Origin of the sequence: Antarcticimicrobium sediminis, from assembly GCF_004348975.1 — a bacterium.
GTDB classification, from domain to species: domain Bacteria; phylum Pseudomonadota; class Alphaproteobacteria; order Rhodobacterales; family Rhodobacteraceae; genus Antarcticimicrobium; species Antarcticimicrobium sediminis.
In genome coordinates, this window is record NZ_SMFP01000006.1 from 210911 (window position 1) to 233063 (window position 22153).

Genomic DNA, 22153 nt, shown 5'->3' on the forward strand with positions numbered 1-22153 from the left:
TATAACGAACAGATCCAGATGAAGCTTGATAAAGACAGAGGACGCCATGTCGAAACTTCCCCTTTTTGTGACTTTTCTGGCTGTACTGGCCGGGCCGATCCGGGCCGAGGTGCCGCAGGTGGTCACCGATATTGCGCCGATCCATGCCTTGACCGCGCAGGTGATGGATGGGGTCGGGGTGCCAGAGTTGCTGGTGCGGCCCGGCCTGTCGCCACACAGCTATGCGCTGCGCCCGTCGCAGGCCCGCGCCTTGCAGGATGCCGATCTGGTGGTCTGGGTCGGCGAGGGGCTGGCGCCTTGGCTGGAAAAACCGTTGGCGTCGCTCGCCGGGGGCAGCGACATGCTGGAACTGATGGAGGCCGAGGGCACGGTGCGCTTGGCCTATCGGGGCGCGGAGGATGTGCTGGCGGCGGCTGCGGGCCCCGACGATCACGGTGATCATGCGGATCACGATGGTCACGAAGATCATGGCGACCATGCAGATCACGCCGCCGAGGCGAGCCATGAGGATCACGACGATCATGACGGCACTGCCGAGGGCGAGGCCGGGCATCACCATACCGGCGCTTATGACCCCCATGCTTGGCTCGACCCGCAGAACGGATCGCTCTGGCTTGGTCTGATCGCTGAGCACCTGTCCGCGTTGGACCCGGAACATGCCGAGACCTATCGCGCCAACGCGATTGCGGGGCAGGCCGAGATTTCCGCTGCCGTGGAGGCGGTCACCGAGGCGCTGCGCCCGATGCAGGGGGTGGCCTTTGTCTCCTATCACGACGCGTTCCAGTATTTTGAGCGGCGCTTTGGCCTGACGCTGGTGGGCACGGTCACGCCGGGCGATGCCACCGATCCGAGCCCGGCGCAGTTGGCGCAGTTGCGCGACCGGCTGGCGGATCTGGGGGTGCGTTGTGCCTTTGCCGAGCCGCAGTTCGACACCCGCCTGTTGCAGGCCGCCGTCGCCGGGCGCGACATCCCGATCCTTGAGCTTGACCCGCTGGGCCGCGCACATGAGCTGGGTAAGGGGCTGTACCCCGCTCTGATCCGGGATCTGGGCACCGGGTTTGCCGCCTGCGTCGGGGGCTAAACCCCTTTCCGAACGGCGGAAAAGGCGGGCGATTTGGTGTTGCCCGCCTTATTCGGCCGGTTTGAACCCCTCGATCAATTGCCGCAGACCAAGGGCGGCACCGGCAAAGATCGACAGAAAGGTGACCGGGGCACTGACCGCCAGCACGGAAAAGGCGCTCATGCCCTGACCGACGGTGCAGCCCATGGCGATCACTGCGCCCGCGCCCATCACCGCCGCGCCGATGATCTGACGGCGCAATTCGCGCGGGTCTTCGCAGGCCTCCCAGCGGAAATGCCCCTTGATCAGAGAGCCGATGAAGGCCCCCAGCCAGACCCCCGTGACCGAACCGACCGCGAAATTGACCGGGCGCAGGCTGCCGGTCATCGCCCAAAGGATGGTGTCACCCACCGGGGCGGAAAAGCTGTGCGAGACGACAGGCAGCGCCCCGAACCCGTTGGACGAAACATATTGCGTGCCAGCCCAGCCAGATACGATGGCAAGCCCGACCATGACGGACCAGAACATCGCCGTGCGGTCACGCCGCAACGCCGGAGCCCAGAGCGCGGTCACGATGAACACCAGCCCCACTGCGATGCCGATGCCGTGCAGCGGCAGGCCGGTCAGCCGGGCGATATGGTGGGCAAGACCCGGCGGCGGCCCGGTGGTGACATCGATCTGTCGAAAAAAGAAGTTGCGGATCGGGGCGAGGGGGCCGGCAAGCACCACATAGGTGGACGCCCCCATCACTAGTACGATGACGAAAGAGCGCAGATCCCCGCCGCCCAGCCGTGCGATGGCACCATAGCCGCAGTTGCCCGCAAGCGCCATGCCATAGCCGAACATCAGCCCGCCGATGATCGAGGCCATCGGCATCCAGCGGATCGACAGATAAAAGCTTTCGGTCTCGTTCAGCAGCCCGGCACCGATCAGGGCAAAGGTGCCGGTCACCGCCGTGCCGATTGCCAGCGCCCACATGCGCATCCGGGTGTCGCTGCCGCCATACAGCGCGTCTTCGATCGCGCCCAACGTACAGAAACGGCCCAGCCGCGCGGCCAGACCCAGCACAATTCCGCCGAAGACCCCGACAAGGGCCACGGCCTGACTTTCCGTCAGCCAGTCCGGCATGCTGCTCCTCCCATTGGCGCATTACGCCGGGACAACTTGTTGGAAATCACGCCGCCCCGCAAGGGGGCGTGGGGGTCAATCGGCGTTGCAGAACAGGTCGTAGACCACTTCGAGCAGACGCCGCGGCTTGTCGTCGGCCAGCCGGTAATAAATCGCCTTGCCTTCGCGCCGGGGCACCACCAGCCCTTCGAGCCGCAGCCGCGACAATTGCTGCGACACCGCCGCCTGACGCGCCGCCAACAGCTCTTCCAGTTCGGTCACCGATTTCTCGCCCGTGACCAGATGGCACAGGATCATCATCCGACCTTCATGGCTGATCGCCTTGAGGAAGTTGGACGCATCGGTGGCGTTTTCGACGATTTTGTCCAGCTCTTGCTCGGACATGTCGATGGAGAATTGCGGAAGCGCCATGGGGTCGGTCCTTGTTCTTGTCGCGCGTCTGGTCATTACAGCGTGACCACGGTGTTGTCAGCCCTGCCGTCGGGGCGCGAATTATTTTTTACGATCCGTTGCCTTGCGTCTCTGTCGGGGTCTTGGCAGGGGCGTAATCGGTGTGGCTGCGCAGCAATTGTTCAAGCAGCGGCCAAAAGAAATCCTCGCCGGGATAGCCCTCCATGCGGGCGATTTCGCGGTCGTCCTCGACCAACAGGAAGGTCGGGGTAAAGGTGACGCGACGCGCGATGCTCAGATCGTCAGGCATCTTGCGCAGGTCGACCCGGCGCAGCGGCGCGAATTGCCCCTCAACGGTGTTGGGGTAGGCGGGGGCGATCTCTTCGTTCCAGCGCGCACACCAAGCACAGCCGGTCTGTTCGACCATCACCAATTCAACTGCCAGCGCCGGGCTGGCCAGCATCACCGCCGAGACCAGACCTGCGAAAAGCTTTGCGCGAAACATCAAACCACCCATTGACCGGGAAAACGTTACACAAGATAATCTGAATATGTGAATAGTTCAAGTCGAGCCCCCGATGTTGCGGGGCTTGTCGCCTAGGGAAGAGGATCGAAATGCTGGAAATTTCACTGTTCGGCGCGCTTGCTGCCGGTTTGTTGAGCTTTTTTACGCCCTGCATCCTGCCGATGGTCCCCTTCTATCTGTCCTACATGGGCGGGCTCAGCATGGCCGAACTGCGTGGCGACGGAGAGATCGCGCCGGGGGCGCAAAAGCGGCTGATCGCCTCGTCGGTGTTCTTTGCGCTGGGGGTGACGACCATTTTCATGCTGCTGGGCATGGGGGCGACCGCGCTGGGGCAGATGTTTGGCCAGTATCTTGATGTGCTGGGCTATGTGGCCGCCGCGATCCTGCTGGTGTTCGGCCTGCATTTTCTGGGCGTGGTCCGGGTGCCGCTGCTGTATCGTGAAGCGCGGATGGAAAGCAACGCCGAGGCCAGCACGATCCTTGGCGCCTATCTGATGGGGTTGGCGTTTGGCTTTGGCTGGACCCCCTGTGTTGGCCCGGCGCTGGCCTCGATCCTGATGATCGCCAGCGGCATGGGAGACATCTGGCGCGGTGCGCTGCTGCTGTTCGTCTACGGTGCCGGCATGACCGCGCCCTTTATCGTGGCGGCGTTCTTTGCACGCCCCTTTCTGGCCTGGGTTCAGCGGCATCGCGCCGCCTTTGCCTGGGTCGAAAAAGGCATGGGGGTCATGCTGATCATCTTCGCTATCCTGATTGCAACAGGGGGCGTGAATCTGATTGCCGACGCGATGATCCGGTGGGTGCCGGGTTTTGCCAGCGTCGGCTGATATCTACGAGTGGAGGAGGAAAACCCATGAAGCGATTGTTTGCCATGCTGGCTGCGGCGGTGATGCTGGCGCTGCCAGTCGCTCTGCCGGCGGCAGCGGCCGAGGTCGGCGATGACGGGCTGCACAAAGAAGACTGGATGCGCGACACCTTTAAGGATCTGCGCGAGGATTTTGCCGAGGCCAAGTCCGAGGGCAAGCGCCTGTTGCTGATCGTGGAGCAGCGCGGCTGCATCTACTGCCGGGATATGCACGAAAACACATTCCCAGATCCGCGCATCCGCAGCCAGATGCAAGACACCTATTTCGTGGTGCAGCTGAACCTGCATGGCGATACCGAGATCACGGATACCGACGGCGAGGTGCTGAGCGAGAAGGCGGCGGCGCGCAAATGGAACGTGATGTTCACACCGACGATGATCTTCTTTCCGCCCGAGATGGACGAGAGCAGATCCGCCGCGGCGCAGGCGGTGGCGATCATGCCGGGGGCCTTTGGGCCGGGCACCACCTATGACATGCTGACCTGGGTCGCGCAGGAGCGGTATCTGGATCAGTCGGAGGAGGATTTCCAACGCTATCACGCGCGCATGATTCGCGAACGCAGCGACGGAAAGACGGAATAGAGGCCGCGCAAGGCATGTCGCTGTGGTGGGGCGGTTTGGATAATATGTCTAAATTCCAAACGCCCTACGGTGCAACTTTCTAATAATTCACATTCGTGAATTCGTTGTTGCGACACTGCATTCGGTAGCCTACGGTATGCAATGAGGACAAGAAAAGAATAGCAGGCCGTGCCGGCAGGGGCGGCAGCAATCGGGAGGAAACATGAAACTTACATCTGTGACATTGGCGGCGGTCCTGATCGGCAGCACGGCCTTCGCGGCCGAGGTCGGCCCGAAAGAGGTCAAATACAACGACGACACCGCCATCGAGATGTCCCTGACCGGCATGGCGGGTGATCCCACCAAGGGTGCCGTGATCATGGGCACCAAGTCGAAGGGCAACTGCGTCGCCTGCCACGAGATTACCGCGCTGAGCAATGCGCCCTTCCAGGGCAACGTTGGCCCGATCCTTGACGGTGCCGGGGATCGCTGGAGCGCGGGAGAGCTGCGCGGTCTGGTGGTGAATGCCAAGATGATGTTCGAGGGCTCGGTGATGCCGTCCTTCTATCAGGTCGATGGTTTCACCCGTCCGGGCAACGCCTATACCGGCAAGGCCGGGAAAGAGCCGCTGGCGCCGCTGTTGTCGGCGCAGGAAATCGAAGACGTCGTCGCGTTCCTGACAACGCTGAAAGACGAATAAGACACCGCTATGACACCGCGCGGAGCGATCCGCGCGAAGCGAAACGTAAAGGAGAGAATAAATGGAGTTCACTCGTCGCGATACCCTGGCCATGGGTCTGGGCGCTGCGGTTCTGAGCATGGTCCCGTTCCGGGCCTCGGCTGCGGTGGATGCCGCGGTAGAAGCCTTTACCGGTGGGGCCGATATGGCCGCGACCGGAATTGAGTTGACCGCGCCGGAAATTGCCGAGAACGGCAACACGGTTCCGATCGCTGTCAACGCTCCGGGGGCAACCGCGATCATGGTCTTGGCCGCAGGCAACCCGACACCGGGTGTGGTCACCTTCAAATTCGGCCCGCTGGCCGGCAGTCAAAGCGCCTCCACCCGGATCCGTCTGGCTGGCACCCAGGATGTGGTCGCCATTGCCAAGATGGCCGACGGCAGCTTTGCGCGCGCCGCGTCGACCGTGAAAGTCACCATCGGGGGCTGCGGCGGCTAAGCCCGCCCAGTCATCCAACCCCGAGACAAGGAGAATCTGAAAATGGCATCTGGTGTTAAACCCCGCGTCAAAGTCCCGAAAAGCGCCGAAGCCGGCGAGGTGGTCACGATCAAGACCCTGATCAGCCACAAGATGGAAAGCGGCCAGCGCAAGGACAAGGATGGCAACGTCATCCCGCGCTCGATCATCAACCGCTTCACCTGCGACTTTAACGGGCAGAACGTGGTCGATGTGGAACTGTTTTCCGCGATTTCGACCAACCCGTATTTCGAATTCGAGGCCACGATCCCCGAAGCCGGCGACATGAAGTTCACTTGGTACGACGATGACGGCTCGGTCTACGAAGAGAGCAAGTCGATCAAAGTCGGCTGAAGCAACAAGATAATACGGCGCCCTGCCTCCGACTTGTTCGGGGCGGGGTGACCCAAAAGGGAGGATGTTTCATGAAGTTCAAGGCACTGACGGCAGCGGCAGCACTTTTGATTGCGATGCCCGTGATGTCGCTGGCCGAGCCGGATGATGATCATCTGGTGATCAACGGCGACCTCGAGATCGTCACGAAGACAGCCGCGCCCGCGCATATGGAAGAAACCGGCATCGACACCATCATGTCGGGCTGGCATTTCCGCGCGGATGAGACGCAGCAACTGGAGATGGATGATTTCGACAATCCCGGCATGATTTTCGTCGATCAGGCGATCGACAGCTGGAATGCCGTCGAAGGCAGCGCTGGCAAGTCCTGCGCCAGCTGCCACGACGATCCGTCCAGCATGGAGGGGGTGCGTGCGGTCTATCCGAAGTGGAACGAGGCCGCGGGCGAGGTGCGCACCATCGCGATGCAGGTCAACGACTGTCGCACGACGCGCATGGGGGCCGAGGCCTGGAAATATGACGGCGGCGACATGGCCTCGATGGAGGCTCTGATCAGTGTGCAATCGCGCGGTATGCCGGTGAACGTGGCAATCGACGGCCCGGTCAAGGCAGTCTGGGATCAGGGCAAAGAGCTGTACTATACCCGGACCGGCCAGCTCGATCTGTCTTGCGCCTCCTGCCACGAGCAGAACTATGGCAACATGATCCGCGCCGACCACCTCAGCCAGGGGCAGATCAACGGGTTCCCGACCTATCGCCTTAAGAACGCCAAGCTGAACACCGTGCATGCGCGCTTCAAGGGCTGTATCCGCGACACCCGTGCCGAGACCTACAAGCCCGGCTCGGATGAGTTCGTCGCGCTTGAGCTTTATGTCGCCAGCCGCGGCAATGGCTTGTCTGTCGAAGGGCCTTCGGTCCGCAACTAAATCACCTCGGCCCCGCGTTGCGTTAGCCGCGACGCGGGGCCGTTTTTGCAATAGTTATGCACATATGCGAATGTGTGTACCCCAAGAACGGAAAGCTGTTTCCATGATTTCTCGTCGTGATTTCCTTCAGGTTTCGATGGCGGCCTCGTCTCTCGTCGGGGCGTCGGGGTTCGGCAATTGGGCGCGTCTTGCCGCGCAGCAATCCCTGACCCAAGACCAGCTGCTGCAATTTGATACCTATGGCAATATCAGCCTGATCCATGTCACCGACATCCATGCGCAGCTCAAGCCGATCTATTTTCGCGAGCCGTCGATCAACCTTGGCGTTGGTGGCAACAAGGGGCAGGTGCCCCACATCACCGGCGCCGATTTCCGCAAGGCCTATGGCATCGCTGATGGCTCGCCTTCGGCCTATGCGCTGACCTATGATGATTTCTCGTCACTGGCGCAGCAATATGGCCGCGTTGGCGGGCTGGACCGGGTGTCCACCGTGATAAACGCGATCCGCGCTGACCGGCCCGACGCGCTGCTGCTGGACGGCGGCGACACATGGCATGGCTCGATGACCTGCTACAAGACCGAAGGCCAGGACATGGTCAACGTCATGAACGCGCTCAAGCCCGATGCGATGACCTTCCACTGGGAATTCACGCTGGGCAGCGAACGGGTGAACGAGATCGTCGAGGGGCTGCCCTTTGCGGCGCTGGGCCAGAACATCTTTGACGCCGAATGGGATGAACCGGCCGAGCTGTTCAAACCCTACAAGTTCTTTGAGCGCGGCGGCGCCAAGGTGGCGGTGATCGGTCAGGCCTTCCCCTATATGCCGATCGCCAACCCGGGCTGGATGTTCCCCGAATACTCCTTTGGGATCCGCGACGAGAACATGCAGGACATGGTGGACGAGGTGCGCGCCGCCGGGGCCGATGTGGTCGTGTTGCTCAGCCACAACGGCTTTGACGTCGACAAGAAGATGGCCGGCAAGGTCAGCGGTCTCGACGTGATCCTGTCGGGCCATACCCATGATGCGTTGCCCGAACCGGTGCAGGTGGGGCAGACCTTTATCATCGCGTCGGGCTCGAACGGGAAATTCGTCTCTCGCATCGATCTTGATGTGCGCGACGGCAAGATGATGGGTCTGCGGCACAAGCTGATCCCGATCTTCTCGGATGTGATCGCGCCGGACCCCATGATCACCAAGCTGATCGACGAGCAGCGCGCGCCCTTCAAGGGCGAATTGGAAGAGGTGATCGGCAAGACCGACAGCCTGCTGTACCGCCGCGGCAACTTCAACGGCACTTGGGACGACCTGATCTGTGACGCGCTGCTGAGTGAGCGCGACGCCGATATCGCCATGTCGCCGGGTGTACGCTGGGGGCCGTCGATCCTGCCCGGTCAGGACATCACCCGCGAGGATATCTTTAACGTCACCTCGATGTCCTATGGCGAGGCCTATCGCACCGAGATGACCGGCGAATTCATCAAGGTGGTGCTGGAAGACGTTGGCGACAACCTGTTCAACCCGGACCCCTATTATCAGCAGGGCGGCGACATGGTGCGTGTCGGCGGGTTGGGCTTCAAGATGGATATCTCCAAGCCGCAGGGCGCGCGGATCTCTGAAATGACCCTGCTCAAGACCGGCGAGGCGATCGACGCGGCGAAATCCTATGTCGTCGCGGGCTGGGCCTCGGTCAACGAGGGCACCGAAGGGCCAAAGATCTGGGACGTGGTGGAAAGCCATATCCGCAAACAGGGCACCGTGACGGTTGCCCCCAACACCTCGGTCAAGGTCGTGGGCGCCTGAGCGCCCCGACCCGGACCTGATGACGCAATCTCAAAGGAGGCAAATCCAGATGAGTGACAGCTCCAAGTCAAAGTCGCCCTCGCGCCGCCAGTTCCTGAGCGGAGCGGCGGCGGCGGGTGCTGGTGCGGTTGCGGCAACGGCAGCCCGCGCTGCTGGCCCCGATCCGCTGATTACCGAAGTGCAGGCCTGGGCCACGGCCACCGGCGATGGCGTGGATGCCACGCCATATGGCCTGCCGATCCGATTTGAAACGGATGTGCGCCGCCGCAACGTGGAATGGCTGACCGCCGACACGATCAGTTCGATCAACTTTACCCCGATCCACGCGCTGGACGGCACCATCACGCCGCAGGGGTGCGCGTTCGAGCGCCACCACTCCGGTGCGATCGAGATGCGCAAACAGGACTACCGGCTGATGATCAACGGCTTGGTCGATACGCCGCTGGTCTTCACCTATGAGGATCTGGAGCGATTCCCGCGCGAGAATCACGTCTATTTCTGCGAATGTGCCGCCAATACCGGGATGGAATGGGCCGGCGCACAGCTGAACGGGGCGCAATTCACCCATGGCATGATTCACAACATGGAATACTCCGGCGTATCGCTGCGCACCCTGCTGCAAGAGGCCGGTCTGGGGGCCGCGGGCGACCTCAAGGACAAGTGGGTCTATGTCGAAGGCGCCGACGCCTCGTCGAACGGGCGCTCGATCCCGATGGAAAAGGCGCTGGACGATGTGCTGGTGGCCTTCAAGGCGAATGGCGAGGCCCTACGCAAGGAACATGGCTATCCGGTCCGGCTGTGTGTGCCGGGGTGGGAAGGCAACATGTGGGTCAAATGGCTGCGCCGAATCGAGGTGGTGGACCAACCGGTGCAAAGCCGCGAGGAAACCAGCAAGTACACCGACACCCTTGCCGACGGCACCAGCCGCAAATGGACCTGGGCGATGGATGCCAAATCGGTGGTCACCAGCCCCAGCCCGCAATCGCCGATCAAACATGGCAAGGGGCCGCTGGTCATCACCGGTCTGGCCTGGTCGGGGCGCGGCGCGATCAAACGGGTCGACGTGTCCAAGGATGGCGGCAAGACCTGGGAAACCGCGCGTCTGGGTGCCCCGGGCGCGAAGATGGCGCTGTCGCGATTCTATCTCGATACCGAGTGGGACGGCGAAGAGATGCTGCTGCAATCGCGCGCCATGGACGAGACCGGCTATGTCCAGCCCACCAAGACCGAGCTGCGCGACGTGCGCGGTGAAAACTCGATCTATCACAACAACTGCATCCAGACCTGGTGGGTCAAGCCGAACGGAGAGGCCGAGAATGTCGAAGTATCGTAAGCTGATCATCACTACGGCGCTGGCCGCCAGCCTTTCGGCAGGCCCTGCATTGGCCGAAAAACTGGGTCTGGGGCGTCCCGCCCTGCCCGAAGAGGTCGCCGCGTGGAACATCGACGTGAACCCCGATGGCGTCGGCCTGCCGGAGGGGTCGGGCTCGGTCGAGGCTGGAGAAGTGCTGTTCTCGGACTACTGCGCGGTTTGCCACGGCGAATTCGCCGAAGGGGTGGACAACTGGCCCAAACTGGCGGGCGGCGGGGGCACGCTGGCCGACAAGGATCCGCTGAAGACCGTGGGCTCTTACTGGCCGTATCTGTCGACCACATGGGACTATGTCCACCGCTCGATGCCGTTCGGCAATGCGCAGACCCTGAAACCCGACGAAGTCTATGCGATCGTTGCCTATATCCTGTATTCCAACGATCTGGTCGAAGATGATTTCGTGCTGTCGAAGGGGAATTTCCTGGATGTCGAGATGCCCAACAAAGACGGGTTCATTGTCGACGACCGGGAAACCGCCGAGGCGCATTTCTGGAAGGGCGAGCCTTGCATGACAAACTGCAAGGAGACCGTCGAGATCACCATGGAGGCGGCGGTTCTGGACGTGACTCCGGAAGAGACCAAGGCCCGCAAGGTGCAGGAGATGATGGACGCCACCAATCCGGCGAACAAGGCGCCGGGGGCAGAGTCCAAAGGCGACGAGGCGGCCACAGAGGCGGCCACAGAGGCGGCCACAGAGGCGGCCACAGAGGCGGCCACAGAGGCGGCCACAGAGGCGGCTACAGAGGCGGCTACAGAATCGCCTGCAGCCGAGGCTGCCGCCGAAGAGCCCGCCGCACCAGAAGAGACCGCCGCGCTTGATCCGGCACTGGTCGCCAAGGGCGAGAAGGTGTTTCGCAAGTGCAAGGCCTGCCATCAGGTCGGTGACGGGGCCAAGCACCGTACCGGACCGGTCCTGAACGGCATTGTCGGTCATGCGGCGGGCGCGGCAGACGACTTCCGCTATTCAAAGGTGATGAAAGAGGCGGCCGAGGGCGGTCTGATCTGGACCGAGGAAGAGTTGACAGCCTTTCTGACCAAGCCAGCGAAATACATGAAAAAAACCAAGATGACCTTCGCCGGTCTGAAGAAAGACGAGGATCTCGAAGCGGTCATCGCCTATCTTAAGTCCTTCAATTGACGGACATCCTTTGACGCCCCCCCTGTGGGCGCCCCGACCCCGGTGCCCTTTGGTGCCGGGGTTTTCCCTTTCGCACCTGCGGGGAGGGCGGCTCGCACTGGGCTTCCTCTGAGGCGAAACAGCGGGCCCGCGCCCCCTTGCAGCCCCCCCCGGGCACCACTAAGACTCGTGTAACGCAGCTTCGGGTATGGTCCCGATCCTACACAAGGCAGGCAGTTTACATGTTCGATCCGACAGAAACCTACATGAACACCCTGGTCCCGATGGTTGTCGAACAGACCAGCCGCGGCGAGCGGGCCTATGACATCTTCTCACGCCTGCTCAAAGAGCGGATCATCTTTATCAACGGTCCGATCCATGACGGCATGAGCCACCTGATCGTGGCGCAGTTGCTGCACCTTGAGGCTGAAAATCCGAACAAGGAAATCAGCATCTACATCAACTCGCCGGGCGGTGTGGTGACCTCGGGGCTGTCGATCTATGACACCATGCAGTACATCAAGCCGAAGTGTTCGACCCTTGTGATCGGTCAAGCGGCGTCGATGGGTTCGGTCCTGCTGGCGGGCGGGGCGCCCGGTATGCGGTTCTCGCTGCCCAACAGCCGCATCATGGTGCACCAGCCCTCGGGCGGGTATCAGGGCCAGGCCAGCGACATCATGATTCACGCCGCCGAGACCCAGAAACTCAAGGACCGGCTGTATGATATTTATGTCAGACATACCGGTCAATCCAAGAAAGCGGTTGAAAAGGCGCTCGACCGTGACAACTTTATGTCACCGGAAGAGGCCAAGGAATGGGGCCATATCGACGAGATTGTCGAAAGCCGTGTCAAACCGGGTGACGACACATAATTCATCAGGGTTCGCCGTGCCGGTCGACGGCACGGGGGCCCTTGGCAATTTGCGATTGTGGTGCCCGGATCGCTGTCCTAAGCTGACCGGTGTCCGGGGAACGGCCCGGCAGCAGGGGCAACGCGGAACTCGAAGCCGAAAGGTAAATCATGGCAACGAACTCAAGCGGTGACAGCAAGAATACGCTTTACTGCAGCTTCTGCGGCAAAAGCCAGCATGAGGTGCGCAAGCTCATCGCAGGACCGACCGTATTCATCTGCGATGAATGCGTCGAGCTGTGCATGGACATCATCCGCGAGGAGACCAAGGCCAGCGGGCTGAAGTCGACCGATGGTGTGCCCACGCCGAAAGACATCTGCGAGGTGCTCGACGATTACGTGATCGGTCAGGCGATGGCCAAACGCGTGCTGTCGGTGGCCGTGCACAACCATTACAAACGTCTCAACCACGCACAAAAGTCCGGCTCGGATATCGAACTATCCAAGTCGAACATCCTGCTGATCGGCCCGACCGGCTGCGGCAAGACCCTGTTGGCGCAGACCTTGGCGCGCATCCTCGATGTGCCCTTTACCATGGCCGACGCCACCACCCTGACCGAGGCCGGCTATGTTGGCGAGGATGTCGAGAACATCATTCTCAAGCTGTTGCAGTCCTCTGAATACAACGTCGAGCGGGCGCAGCGCGGCATCGTCTATATCGACGAGGTCGACAAGATCACCCGCAAGTCGGAAAACCCCTCGATCACCCGCGACGTGTCGGGTGAGGGCGTGCAGCAGGCGCTGTTGAAGCTGATGGAAGGCACCGTTGCCTCGGTTCCGCCGCAGGGCGGGCGCAAGCATCCGCAGCAGGAATTCCTGCAGGTCGACACCACCAATATCCTGTTCATCTGCGGCGGGGCCTTCGCCGGTCTGGACAAGATCATCGCGCAGCGCGGCAAAGGCTCGGCGATGGGCTTTGGTGCCGATGTGCGGGACAACGATGAACGTGGCGTTGGCGAGATTTTTCAGGATCTGGAGCCCGAGGATCTGCTGAAATTCGGCCTGATCCCGGAATTCGTCGGGCGTCTGCCGGTTCTGGCAACGCTGGAGGATCTGGACGAAGATGCCTTGGTGACCATCCTGACCAAGCCGAAGAACGCACTGGTCAAACAGTACCAGCGTCTGTTCGAGCTGGAGAATACCGAGCTTCAGTTCACCGATGACGCGCTCAACGCGATTGCCAAACGCGCGATCCAGCGCAAGACCGGTGCGCGCGGGTTGCGCTCGATCCTCGAGGATATTCTGCTCGACACCATGTTCGAGCTGCCCGGCATGGACAACGTGACCAAGGTGGTTGTGAACGAAGAGGCGGTGAACTCGGACGCGCAGCCGCTGAAGATCTATGCCGAGGCCGACAAGGAATCCGCGACAGCGGGCTGATCTTGGCGACCAGTCGATCATTATCACGGCGCGGGGTCTTCCCGCGCCGTTTCTTTTTCGGAGACGGACCATGACCATCAAACGCATCTCATCGGGCGGAGAGTACGAGGCGAAGGTCGGCTATTGCCGGGCTGTCGTCGCCGGCGGCTTCGTGCATGTGGCGGGCACCGTGGGGCAGGGCGACGATGTGGTCGCGCAATGCTGCTCGGCGCTGGAGATCATCGGCAAGGCGCTGGCCGAGGCCGGGGCGGGATTCGCCGATGCGGTGCGGGTGACCTATTACCTGCCCGACCGGGCCGAGTTTGCGTCCTGCTGGCCGCTCCTGAGCGCGGCGTTCGGGGACAATCCGCCGGTGGCAACGATGCTGGAATGCGCGCTGATCGACCCGAAATACCGCATCGAGATCGAGCTGACCGCGCTGCTGCCCGCATAGCACGCGGGGCGCTGCCGATCCGCGCCTTGGGCACTGGACCTTGGCGCGCGCTTGGTCCATACCTTGCCTCAGCGAAAGGCCGGAGACACCTATGGGAATCCTCAATACTCTTCTGCGCGCCGTGACCTGGTGGAACGGGCAGACGATCAACACGCAGCTCTACACCTGGCGCAAAGGTGTCCGGGTCGGCGAGGACAATCAGGGCAATGTGTTCTACCACAATGCCGATGACAGCCGCCGCTGGGTGATCTTCAATGGCGAGATCGAAGCGAGCCGGATTGATCCGGATTGGCATGGCTGGATTCACCACACCTGGGACGAGCCGCCCACGAACAAGCCGCTGGTCCACAAGCCTTGGGAAAAGCCGCATCACGAAAACCTGACGGGCACGGCACTGGCCTATGCGCCGGCTGGATCGATTCGCCAGCCGCACCCGGTCGAGCGTAGTGATTACGAGGCTTGGAGCCCGGAATAACCGGCCCCGATTGAACGGAGCGCATAATGTCGCACAACACGACCGAGGTTCTGGTGGGCGGTGCCGTTCTGGCAGCCGCCGTCGCCTTTGCCATCTATGCCGGGCAGACCACAGGTTTTGCCACCGGCAGCCGCGGCTATGAGCTGAGCGCTTCTTTCCGGTCGCTCGAAGGGGTGACGGTGGGGACCGATGTGCGCCTTGCCGGGGTCAAGATCGGCACCGTCTCGGATGTTGAACTGAACCCCGAGACCTTTCGCGCAGATACAAGATTGTTGGTGCAAGAGGGGATCGTGATCCCTGACGACAGCGCCGCCGTGGTCGCCTCCGAGGGGCTTTTGGGCGGAAATTTCGTCGAGATCATGCCCGGTGGATCGCTTGGCTATTTTGATCCCGGTGCGGAAATCCTTGACACTCAGGGCGCGGTCAGTCTGGTCTCGCTGCTGCTGAAGTTCGTCTCTGGCGACAGCGGATCTGGCAGTGGGGCTGACGGCGGAGCGACGAATTGAGCCGCCGATTCGCCGGTCTGGTCGTGACACTGGCCTTGGCCTTGTCGGCCCCGGCTTTTGCCCAGGACGACGCGGTGCAATCGGGCGCTGGCGCGGTGTTGCGCGGGCTGGACAAGGTCAATGGCGAAACCCGCGATATCGAGATTACCAGCGGCGAGACCGGCGCCGTTTTCGGGCTGGATATCGCGCTGGGGGATTGCCGCTATCCACTGGATAACCCTACCGGCGACGCCTTTGCCTATCTGACCATATGGGATCGTGGTGCGGCGCAAGCCGTGTTCGAGGGCTGGATGGTAGCCTCTTCGCCCGCGCTCAATGCGCTGGATCACAGCCGTTACGACATCTGGGTGTTGCGCTGTATCACGTCCTGAGCGGTCGGGCTTGGCGGGGCGGTGAAATCGGCCCGCATCTCTATCGCATCGCGCAATTGGCGGTGATACGAGCCGCGGGTGATTTCCACCGCGCCAAGGCTAGCCAGATGCTCGGTCAGGAATTGCGTGTCGAACAGCTTAAATCCCCCCAGCCGCAGCCGGTCCACCAGATAGGCCAGCGCGATCTTTGACGCATCGGTGCGGCGCGAGAACATGCTTTCGCCGAAATAGGCCGCCCCCAGCACGACACCATAGACCCCGCCGATCAGCGCATCGCCATCCCAGACCTCCAGCGAATGGGCGTGTCCCTTTGCGAAGAGGTCCAGATACAGCGCGCGGATCTCGGCGTTGATCCAGGTTTCCGCCCGGTCGGCACAGCCATCGAGCACACCAGGGAAATCCTGATCGATGGTCACGTGATACCCGCCGCGCCGCATCCGCCGCGCCAGCGAGCGCGAGATGTGAAAGCCCTCCAGCGGGATCACACCGCGCCGCTTGGGATCGACCCAGAAGATCTCGGAGTCGTCGCGATTCTCGGCCATCGGGAACACCCCGATGGAATAGCCATGCAGCAACAACTCCGGGCTGATCGACATCAGGATCTCCCCGTGCCCAGAGGCATTCGCAGAGCCTTCAGCCGTGTCATCAGCCCGGTGTTTCGCTCAGGCGCCCAATTTATCCGCAAGCCACTTTTCCAACCAGTGGATATTGTACTGCCCGTTCAGGATGTCGGGTTCCTGCAGCAGGGCGTCGAACAGCTGCACGGTGGTGTCCACGCCATCGACGATCAACTCCCCCAGCGCCCGGTTGAGCCGCGCCAGCGCCTCGGGCCGGTCGCGGCCATGCACGATCAGCTTGCCGATCAGGCTGTCGTAATAGGGCGGGATCACATAGCCGTCATACAGCGCGCTGTCCATCCGCACCCCCAGACCGCCCGGCGCATGGAAATGGCTGATGGTGCCCGGGCAGGGCGAGAAATTGGGCAGCTTCTCGGCATTGATCCGCACCTCGATCGCATGCCCGTTCAAGGTCAGATCCTCTTGCGAGAACGACAGCGGCTCGCCGGCGGCCACCCGGATCTGTTCGCGTACCAGATCGACGCCAAAGATCGCCTCGGTCACCGGGTGTTCGACCTGCAACCGCGTGTTCATCTCGATGAAATAGAATTCGCCGTTTTCATAGAGAAACTCGATGGTGCCGGCCCCGATATAGTTGATCCGGGCCACAGCATCGGCACAGACCTTGCCGATCCGGGCGCGTTCCTCGGGCGTGATCGAGGGGCCGGGGGCCTCTTCCAGAACCTTTTGGTGGCGCCGTTGCAGTGAACAGTCGCGCTCGGCCAGATGCACGGCCTTGCCCTTGCCGTCGCCAAAGACCTGCACCTCGATATGGCGCGGCGTGGTCAGGTATTTCTCGATATAGACCTCGTCATTGCCAAAGGCCGCCTTGGCCTCGGCCCGCGCGGTCTGAAAGGCACGCTCGATCTCGTCGTCCGAATTGGCCACTTTCATGCCGCGCCCGCCGCCACCGGCGGTGGCCTTGATAATGACTGGATAGCCGATCTCGCCGCCCATCCGTCGCGCGGTTTCCACATCCGGCACACCGCCGTCAGAGCCGGGCACACAGGGAACCCCCAGCGCCTTCATGGTTTCGATCGCGGTGATCTTGTCGCCCATCAGGCGGATATGTTCTGCCGAGGGGCCGATAAAGGTCAGGCCGTGATCTTCGACGATCTGCACGAAGTTGGCATTTTCCGACAAGAACCCATAGCCGGGGTGAATCGCCTGCGCGCCGGTAATCTCGCAGGCCGAGATGATCGCGGGGATCTTGAGATAACTCTCGGTGCCGGGCGGCGGACCGATGCAGATCGATTCGTCGGCCATGCGCACATGCATCGCATCGCTGTCAGCGGTGGAATGCACCGCCACGCTGGCGATGCCCATCTCGCGCGCGGCGCGGACCACACGCAGGGCAATCTCGCCCCGGTTCGCAATCAGGATCTTGTCGAACATGTTTGCCCCTTACTCGATGATGACCAGCGGTGTGCCGAATTCAACCGCTGCGCCGTCATCGACAAGGATGCGCTTGACCGTGCCCGCCTTGGGGGCATGGATGTGGTTCATCGTCTTCATCGCCTCGACGATCAGCAGCGTGTCGCCCTCGTCCACCGTGCTGCCCACCTTGATAAAACTGGGCGCACCCGGTTCGGGCTGCAGATAGATCGTGCCCACCATGGGCGAGGTCACGGCGCCGGGGTGGCTGGCGGGGTCTTCGGCTGCGGTGGGCGCGCCTGCCGGTGCGGCCGGGGCCACAGCAGCGGGGGCGGCGGTCACGGCCACCGGGGCCGGTGCGACCATGGCAGCGGGGGAGGCGCGGCTCACCCGGACATTCAAGCTGTCATCCTTGGCAAATTCGCGTTTGACCTCCAACTCGGTCAGATCGTTCTCGCGCAGCAGCTCGGCCAGTGCCTTGATGAATGCAACATCCGCGTCGGTAGTCTTCTGTGTCATCTGTATCCTCGACCGGTTACGCCTGCGCTGCTCGCCCGCGCTGGCATGCGAAATTCTTCGCGCTTATAGGCTATGGTGCCGACTGTGAAAAGCGCCGTTACTCGATCCCGCCCACGCAAGGCAAGGGGCAAGCGCCCGTGATCGCGCTCAAAGTGGCATTCCCGACAGTTTGGCGACCAGTTCTGGCAGCTTGCGCGCGCCGAATTTCTGCAACAACCGGGCGCGATGCGCCTCGACCGTGCGATAGGACAGCGCCAGTTCCGCCCCCACCTCCTTGGCCGACATCCCGCGGCAGGTCAGGATCGCCACCTCGCGTTCGCGCGGGGTCAGATGCACGAACGGGCGTTCGTCCGAGAGATCGGCAAACGACCAGATGCCGTGGCGGAACGGATCCTCGGGGGTCAGCGACTGGCCGCGCACCCGGCACCAGAACAGATCGCCGGTCGCGCGCCGCATGATGCGTTCGTCGTGATATTCGCCAGTCTCGCGCATTGCCGCCAAGCCGCGCGCGCCGATCCGCTCGAATTCGGCCTCGGAAGGGTAGAAATCGCGCAAGGGGCGGTCCTCATACTCCGCAGACTGGCCGCCAAAGGTGCGGGCAAAGCGCAGATTGGCACGCCGGATCACCCGGTTTTCCAGTTCGACCAGCCCGATCGGGGCGTTTTGAAAGGCGATATCGCTCATGGGATAACTGTGCCGGGTATTTCTACGGAATTGAAGAGGGCGCATGCGGGGCGCTAACCTGCGCCAAACATGGAATGGGAGGACGACCATGGTTTATATCGCGGGCTGGGGCCACACGAAATTTGGCAAACTGACAGATCAAACCCTTGAGGATCTGGTGATCGAGGCTGGCGCCGAGGCGCTGGCCGATGCCGGGATCACGGGGACGGATGTGGACGGCATCTGGATGGGGCATTTCAACGCCGGTATGGTGCCCGACGGGTTCCCGTCGTCGCTGGCAATGGGGATCGACCCCGGGCTGCGCTACAAGCCCGCGACCCGGCTCGAGAACGCCTGCGCGTCTGGATCGGCGGCGGTCTTTGCCGCCCGGCTGGCGATTCTTGCGGGCGAGGCGCGGGTGGCGCTGGTGATCGGGGTCGAAAAGATGACCCATCTGCCCGGTGCGGATGTGACCGCGGCGCTGGGCCATGCGTCCTATCAAAAGGAAGAGGCGGGGACGTCGTTCCCCGGCATCTTCGCGCATTTCGCACAGGCCTATTTCGACAAATACGGCGATCACTCTCAGGCGCTGGCCCGGATCGCGGCCAAGAACCACGGCAATTCGGTCAACAACCCGCTGGCTCATCTGCAAAAGCCGATGGACGAGGCGTTTTGTGCCACTGTTTCGGATCGCAACCCGATGATCGCGGCACCGCTGAAAAAGACTGATTGCTCGCTGGTCTCCGACGGGGCGGCGGCGCTGGTGCTGGTGGCCGACGACCTGCTGGGCGATGTTGCCAAGGCGGTGAAAATCCGCGCCGCCGTTCAGGTCAACGATGTGCTGCCGCTGTCGCAACGCGATCTGCTGGCCTTCGAGGGGCCGCGCCGGGCGATCCACACCGCCTATGAGCGCGCCGGGATCACCGTCAACGATCTGGACGTGGCCGAGGTGCATGACTGCTTCACCATCGCCGAATTGCTGATCTATGAGTCGATGGGGCTGGCCGCGCACGGCCATGCCGCCGAGCTGCTTGAGGGCGGTGTGGTGCATGCCGGCGGGCGGTTGCCGGTGAACCTGTCGGGCGGGCTCAAGGCCAAGGGGCACCCGGTCGGGGCGACCGGCGTCTCGATGCACGCGATGGTCGCGCGGCAGGTGTTGGGGCAGGCCGGTGCGATGCAGCAACCCGGTGCCGAACTGGGGCTTGTGTTCAACATGGGCGGCTCTGGCGTGGCCAACTACGCCAGCATCCTTGAGCGGGCAAAAGGATGAACCTCGCAACTTGGTTGCGCCGGACGGCGCAACTCCACCCGGACCAGCCAGCGCTGTTTCTGGGGGAAGAGATGGTCGCGGATTACCGCAGCTTTGATTTGGGCGCGGCACGGATCGCGGGCTGGCTCAAGGCGCAGGGCATAGCCCCCGGCGACCGGGTCGGCCTGTTCATGAAGAACTGCCCCGACTATCTGATCGCCTTTTATGGCATCTGGTACGCCGGGGCGGTGGTGGTGCCGATCAATGCCAAGCTGCACGGGCGCGAGGCGGCGTTCATCCTTGAGAATTCGGACACTGCGCTGTGCTTCACCTCTCCGGGGTTGAACGAGGCGCTGGAAGCGGCTGAGGCCCAAGGGCGGCGGGTGGATGTCTCCGGCGCGGATTATGCCGCCGCGCTGGCCCATGATCCGGTTGCAGAGCCCGTGGCGCGCGCGCCCGACGATCTGTCCTGGCTGTTTTATACCTCGGGCACCACCGGGCGGCCCAAGGGGGTACAGATCTCGCACCGGATGCTGCGGGACATGTCGCTGGCCTATCTGGCCGACGTCGATGTCGCGACCGCCGAGGATGCGATCCTTTATGCCGCGCCGATGAGCCATGGCGCGGGGATCTACAACATGGTGCATGTGCTGGTGGGCGCGCGCCATGTCTGCCCGGTCTCGGGCGGGTTCGATCCGGCCGAGATCTTTGCGCTGGCCCGGCATCACCGCAACATCCAGATGTTCGCAGCCCCCACCATGGTGCATCGGATGACCGCGGCCGCCAAGGCCGCGGGCGAGACCGGCGAAGGGCTGCGCACCATCGTCTATGGCGGCGGGCCGATGTATCTGGCCGATATCACCGAGGCGGTCGATCACTTCGGGCCGGTCTTTGTCCAGATCTATGGACAGGGCGAATGCCCGATGGGGATTTCCGCACTGTCGCGGGATCTGGTCGCCGATCGCAGCCATCCCCGTTGGCGCGACCGGCTGGTCAGTGTCGGGCGGGCGCAGTCCTCCGTCGAGGTCCAGATCGGGGATGCCGAGGGCACCCCGGTGCCGCCGGGGCAACATGGCGAGATCATGGTGCGCGGCGATGTGGTGATGCCCGGCTATTGGCGCAACGAGGAGGCCACCGCCAAGACGCTGGTGAACGGCTGGCTGATGACCGGCGACATGGGGTTCATGGACGAGGACGGGTTCGTCACCATGCGCGACCGCTCCAAGGACATGATCATCACCGGCGGCTCCAACGTTTATCCGCGCGAGGTCGAAGAGGTGCTGCTGACCCACCCGGAGGTGCGCGAGGTCTCGGTCGTGGGGCGCGTGCATCCCGACTGGGGTGAAGAGGTGGTCGCCTTTGTCGTGGGCGTGGTCCCCGAGGCGGATCTCGACGCGCTGTGCAACGCCAATATTGCCCGCTTCAAGCGCCCCAAAGCGTATATTTTCGCCCCCGAACTGCCCAAGAACAACTACGGTAAGGTTCTCAAGACCGAGTTGCGAAAGAGGCTGGAGGAAGACGCATGACGGATCTGACGGGAAAGACGGCGCTGGTCACCGGATCGGTGCAGGGCATCGGCTTGGCGATTGCGGAACAACTGGCGGCGGCGGGGGCGCGCATCGCGGTGCATGGCATCGCCGGTGATGCGCAGATCGACGAGGTTTGCGCCCATCTCTGCGCGCTGGGCGCACCGCAGGCCGAGTTCTTTGCCGGCGATCTGCGCAACCCCGAGCGTATTACCGATCTGATGGCGGCGGTCGCGGCTTGGGGCGGGCCGGATATTCTGGTCAACAACGCTGGCATCCAGCATACCGCGCCGCTGGCCGAGATGCCGCGCGAAACATGGGACGCGATCCTTGCGATAAACCTGAGCGCCGCCTTTGATACCATGCGTGCGGCGATGCCGGGCATGGCCGAACGGGGCTATGGTCGGGTCATCAACATCGCCAGCGTGCACGGGCTGGTGGCCAGCAAGGACAAGGCGCCCTATGTGGCGGCCAAGTTCGGGCTGGTCGGACTGTCGCGGGTGGCAGCGCTGGAATACGCCGCCAAGGGGACCAAGGCGCAGGGCGGGGTGACGGTGAACTGCCTTTGCCCGGGTTGGACCGAAACCGCGATCATCGAACCTCAGGTCGCGGCCCGTGCGGCGCTGCATGGCGGCGACCGTGAGGCCGGGATCGCCGATCTGCTGGCCGAGAAGCAACCCTCGCTGCGCACTTCTGACCCTTCCGAGATCGGCGCGCTGGCGCTTTGGCTGTGCAACCCCATCGCCCATAACGTGACCGGAACCGCGATCCCGGTGGATGGCGGCTGGACCGCGCAGTAAGGGCCGGGGCAGGGGGGGGCTCCAAAGAAAACGG

At 62.8% G+C, this 22153-nt stretch carries 26 protein-coding genes; 19 read left to right on the forward strand and 7 right to left on the reverse strand.

The annotated features are described in order from the left end of the window. The first annotated feature begins 46 nt into the window (after positions 1 to 46). A complete protein-coding gene (locus E1B25_RS11285) occupies positions 47 to 1081 on the forward strand; it encodes a zinc ABC transporter substrate-binding protein (RefSeq protein ID WP_132829325.1) in 1035 nt (344 codons plus the stop codon). A 48-nt stretch (positions 1082 to 1129) separates the two neighbouring features. On the opposite strand, the gene E1B25_RS11290 is transcribed toward E1B25_RS11285, so the two are convergent. The 3 genes from E1B25_RS11290 to E1B25_RS11300 all read right to left on the reverse strand — a co-directional run bounded on the left by E1B25_RS11290 (position 1130) and on the right by E1B25_RS11300 (position 3083). Then, positions 1130 to 2188 carry a YeeE/YedE family protein gene (locus tag E1B25_RS11290; RefSeq protein WP_132829327.1) on the reverse strand — a complete coding sequence of 353 codons (1059 nt, stop codon included), beginning with the start codon at positions 2186 to 2188 and terminating at the stop codon, positions 1130 to 1132. Between the two features lie 75 nt (positions 2189 to 2263). Beyond that, positions 2264 to 2599, reverse strand: a complete 336-nt coding sequence (locus E1B25_RS11295) for an ArsR/SmtB family transcription factor (RefSeq protein WP_132829329.1) — start codon at positions 2597 to 2599, stop codon at positions 2264 to 2266. Positions 2600 to 2687: 88 nt separating this feature from the next. After that, positions 2688 to 3083, reverse strand: a complete 396-nt coding sequence (locus E1B25_RS11300; protein ID WP_245510688.1) for a thioredoxin domain-containing protein — start codon at positions 3081 to 3083, stop codon at positions 2688 to 2690. Positions 3084 to 3193: 110 nt separating this feature from the next. Between E1B25_RS11300 and E1B25_RS11305 the strand changes: the two genes are divergently transcribed. The 15 genes from E1B25_RS11305 (at position 3194) to E1B25_RS11375 (ending at position 15371) form a co-directional block, all read left to right on the forward strand. Next, positions 3194 to 3931 (forward strand): cytochrome c biogenesis CcdA family protein, encoded by a 738-nt coding sequence (locus E1B25_RS11305; RefSeq protein WP_132829332.1) that lies wholly within the window; start codon positions 3194 to 3196, stop codon positions 3929 to 3931. A 26-nt stretch (positions 3932 to 3957) separates the two neighbouring features. Further along, the gene (locus tag E1B25_RS11310; protein WP_132829333.1) at positions 3958 to 4551 is read left to right on the forward strand and encodes a thioredoxin family protein; all 594 of its coding nucleotides are present in this window, start codon (positions 3958 to 3960) and stop codon (positions 4549 to 4551) included. A 202-nt stretch (positions 4552 to 4753) separates the two neighbouring features. Beyond that, positions 4754 to 5230 (forward strand): sulfur oxidation c-type cytochrome SoxX, encoded by a 477-nt coding sequence (gene soxX / locus E1B25_RS11315; RefSeq protein ID WP_132829335.1) that lies wholly within the window; start codon positions 4754 to 4756, stop codon positions 5228 to 5230. A gap of 61 nt (positions 5231 to 5291) precedes the next feature. Continuing rightward, positions 5292 to 5708 (forward strand): thiosulfate oxidation carrier protein SoxY, encoded by a 417-nt coding sequence (gene soxY / locus E1B25_RS11320; protein WP_132829336.1) that lies wholly within the window; start codon positions 5292 to 5294, stop codon positions 5706 to 5708. A 42-nt stretch (positions 5709 to 5750) separates the two neighbouring features. Continuing rightward, positions 5751 to 6080, forward strand: a complete 330-nt coding sequence (gene soxZ / locus E1B25_RS11325) for a thiosulfate oxidation carrier complex protein SoxZ (RefSeq protein WP_132829338.1) — start codon at positions 5751 to 5753, stop codon at positions 6078 to 6080. Positions 6081 to 6151: 71 nt separating this feature from the next. Further along, entirely contained in the window at positions 6152 to 7006 is an 855-nt protein-coding gene (soxA, locus tag E1B25_RS11330; protein ID WP_132829339.1) for a sulfur oxidation c-type cytochrome SoxA, read from the forward strand. A gap of 103 nt (positions 7007 to 7109) precedes the next feature. Further along, positions 7110 to 8807 (forward strand): thiosulfohydrolase SoxB, encoded by a 1698-nt coding sequence (soxB, locus tag E1B25_RS11335; protein ID WP_132829341.1) that lies wholly within the window; start codon positions 7110 to 7112, stop codon positions 8805 to 8807. 49 nt (positions 8808 to 8856) lie between these two features. Next, complete coding sequence (soxC, locus tag E1B25_RS11340; protein WP_132829343.1) at positions 8857 to 10140, forward strand: sulfite dehydrogenase; 1284 nt, start codon at positions 8857 to 8859, stop codon at positions 10138 to 10140. After that, positions 10124 to 11317 carry a c-type cytochrome gene (locus E1B25_RS11345; RefSeq protein ID WP_132829344.1) on the forward strand — a complete coding sequence of 398 codons (1194 nt, stop codon included), beginning with the start codon at positions 10124 to 10126 and terminating at the stop codon, positions 11315 to 11317. The genes soxC and E1B25_RS11345 overlap by 17 nt, the downstream gene beginning before the upstream one ends. Before the next feature lie 221 nt (positions 11318 to 11538). After that, a complete protein-coding gene (locus tag E1B25_RS11350) occupies positions 11539 to 12168 on the forward strand; it encodes an ATP-dependent Clp protease proteolytic subunit (RefSeq protein WP_132829346.1) in 630 nt (209 codons plus the stop codon). A gap of 149 nt (positions 12169 to 12317) precedes the next feature. Then, positions 12318 to 13586: an ATP-dependent Clp protease ATP-binding subunit ClpX gene (gene clpX / locus E1B25_RS11355; RefSeq protein WP_132829347.1), complete on the forward strand. Its 1269-nt coding sequence runs from the start codon at positions 12318 to 12320 to the stop codon at positions 13584 to 13586. Positions 13587 to 13656: 70 nt separating this feature from the next. Continuing rightward, positions 13657 to 14019, forward strand: a complete 363-nt coding sequence (locus tag E1B25_RS11360; protein WP_132829349.1) for a RidA family protein — start codon at positions 13657 to 13659, stop codon at positions 14017 to 14019. Between the two features lie 91 nt (positions 14020 to 14110). After that, complete coding sequence (locus E1B25_RS11365) at positions 14111 to 14494, forward strand: NADH:ubiquinone oxidoreductase subunit NDUFA12 (protein WP_132829351.1); 384 nt, start codon at positions 14111 to 14113, stop codon at positions 14492 to 14494. Between the two features lie 26 nt (positions 14495 to 14520). After that, positions 14521 to 15000, forward strand: coding sequence for an outer membrane lipid asymmetry maintenance protein MlaD (mlaD, locus tag E1B25_RS11370; RefSeq protein ID WP_132829352.1), 480 nt, complete (start codon positions 14521 to 14523; stop codon positions 14998 to 15000). After that, positions 14997 to 15371, forward strand: coding sequence for a DUF2155 domain-containing protein (locus E1B25_RS11375; protein WP_132829354.1), 375 nt, complete (start codon positions 14997 to 14999; stop codon positions 15369 to 15371). Before mlaD ends, E1B25_RS11375 begins: the two co-directional genes overlap by 4 nt. On the opposite strand, the gene aat is transcribed toward E1B25_RS11375, so the two are convergent. From aat to E1B25_RS11395, 4 genes are all read right to left on the reverse strand, one after another. After that, complete coding sequence (gene aat / locus E1B25_RS11380; protein WP_132829355.1) at positions 15335 to 15967, reverse strand: leucyl/phenylalanyl-tRNA--protein transferase; 633 nt, start codon at positions 15965 to 15967, stop codon at positions 15335 to 15337. The genes E1B25_RS11375 and aat overlap by 37 nt on opposite strands. 66 nt (positions 15968 to 16033) lie before the next feature. Continuing rightward, the gene (gene accC / locus E1B25_RS11385) at positions 16034 to 17383 is read right to left on the reverse strand and encodes an acetyl-CoA carboxylase biotin carboxylase subunit (RefSeq protein WP_132829357.1); all 1350 of its coding nucleotides are present in this window, start codon (positions 17381 to 17383) and stop codon (positions 16034 to 16036) included. Positions 17384 to 17392: 9 nt separating this feature from the next. Next, the gene (accB, locus tag E1B25_RS11390) at positions 17393 to 17881 is read right to left on the reverse strand and encodes an acetyl-CoA carboxylase biotin carboxyl carrier protein (RefSeq protein ID WP_132829359.1); all 489 of its coding nucleotides are present in this window, start codon (positions 17879 to 17881) and stop codon (positions 17393 to 17395) included. A gap of 147 nt (positions 17882 to 18028) precedes the next feature. Further along, positions 18029 to 18565: a PAS and helix-turn-helix domain-containing protein gene (locus E1B25_RS11395; RefSeq protein ID WP_132829361.1), complete on the reverse strand. Its 537-nt coding sequence runs from the start codon at positions 18563 to 18565 to the stop codon at positions 18029 to 18031. Positions 18566 to 18653: 88 nt separating this feature from the next. Here E1B25_RS11395 and E1B25_RS11400 point away from each other — a divergent pair, with 88 nt between their 5' ends. From E1B25_RS11400 to E1B25_RS11410, 3 genes are read left to right on the forward strand one after another with little or no spacing between them, the layout of a single operon-like run. After that, on the forward strand, positions 18654 to 19814 hold the full coding sequence (locus E1B25_RS11400) for an acetyl-CoA acetyltransferase (protein WP_132829362.1): 1161 nt from the start codon (positions 18654 to 18656) through the stop codon (positions 19812 to 19814). After that, on the forward strand, positions 19811 to 21319 hold the full coding sequence (locus tag E1B25_RS11405; protein ID WP_132829364.1) for a class I adenylate-forming enzyme family protein: 1509 nt from the start codon (positions 19811 to 19813) through the stop codon (positions 21317 to 21319). Before E1B25_RS11400 ends, E1B25_RS11405 begins: the two co-directional genes overlap by 4 nt. Continuing rightward, positions 21316 to 22119, forward strand: a complete 804-nt coding sequence (locus E1B25_RS11410) for a 3-hydroxybutyrate dehydrogenase (RefSeq protein WP_132829366.1) — start codon at positions 21316 to 21318, stop codon at positions 22117 to 22119. The genes E1B25_RS11405 and E1B25_RS11410 overlap by 4 nt, the downstream gene beginning before the upstream one ends. Positions 22120 to 22153: the final 34 nt, after the last annotated feature.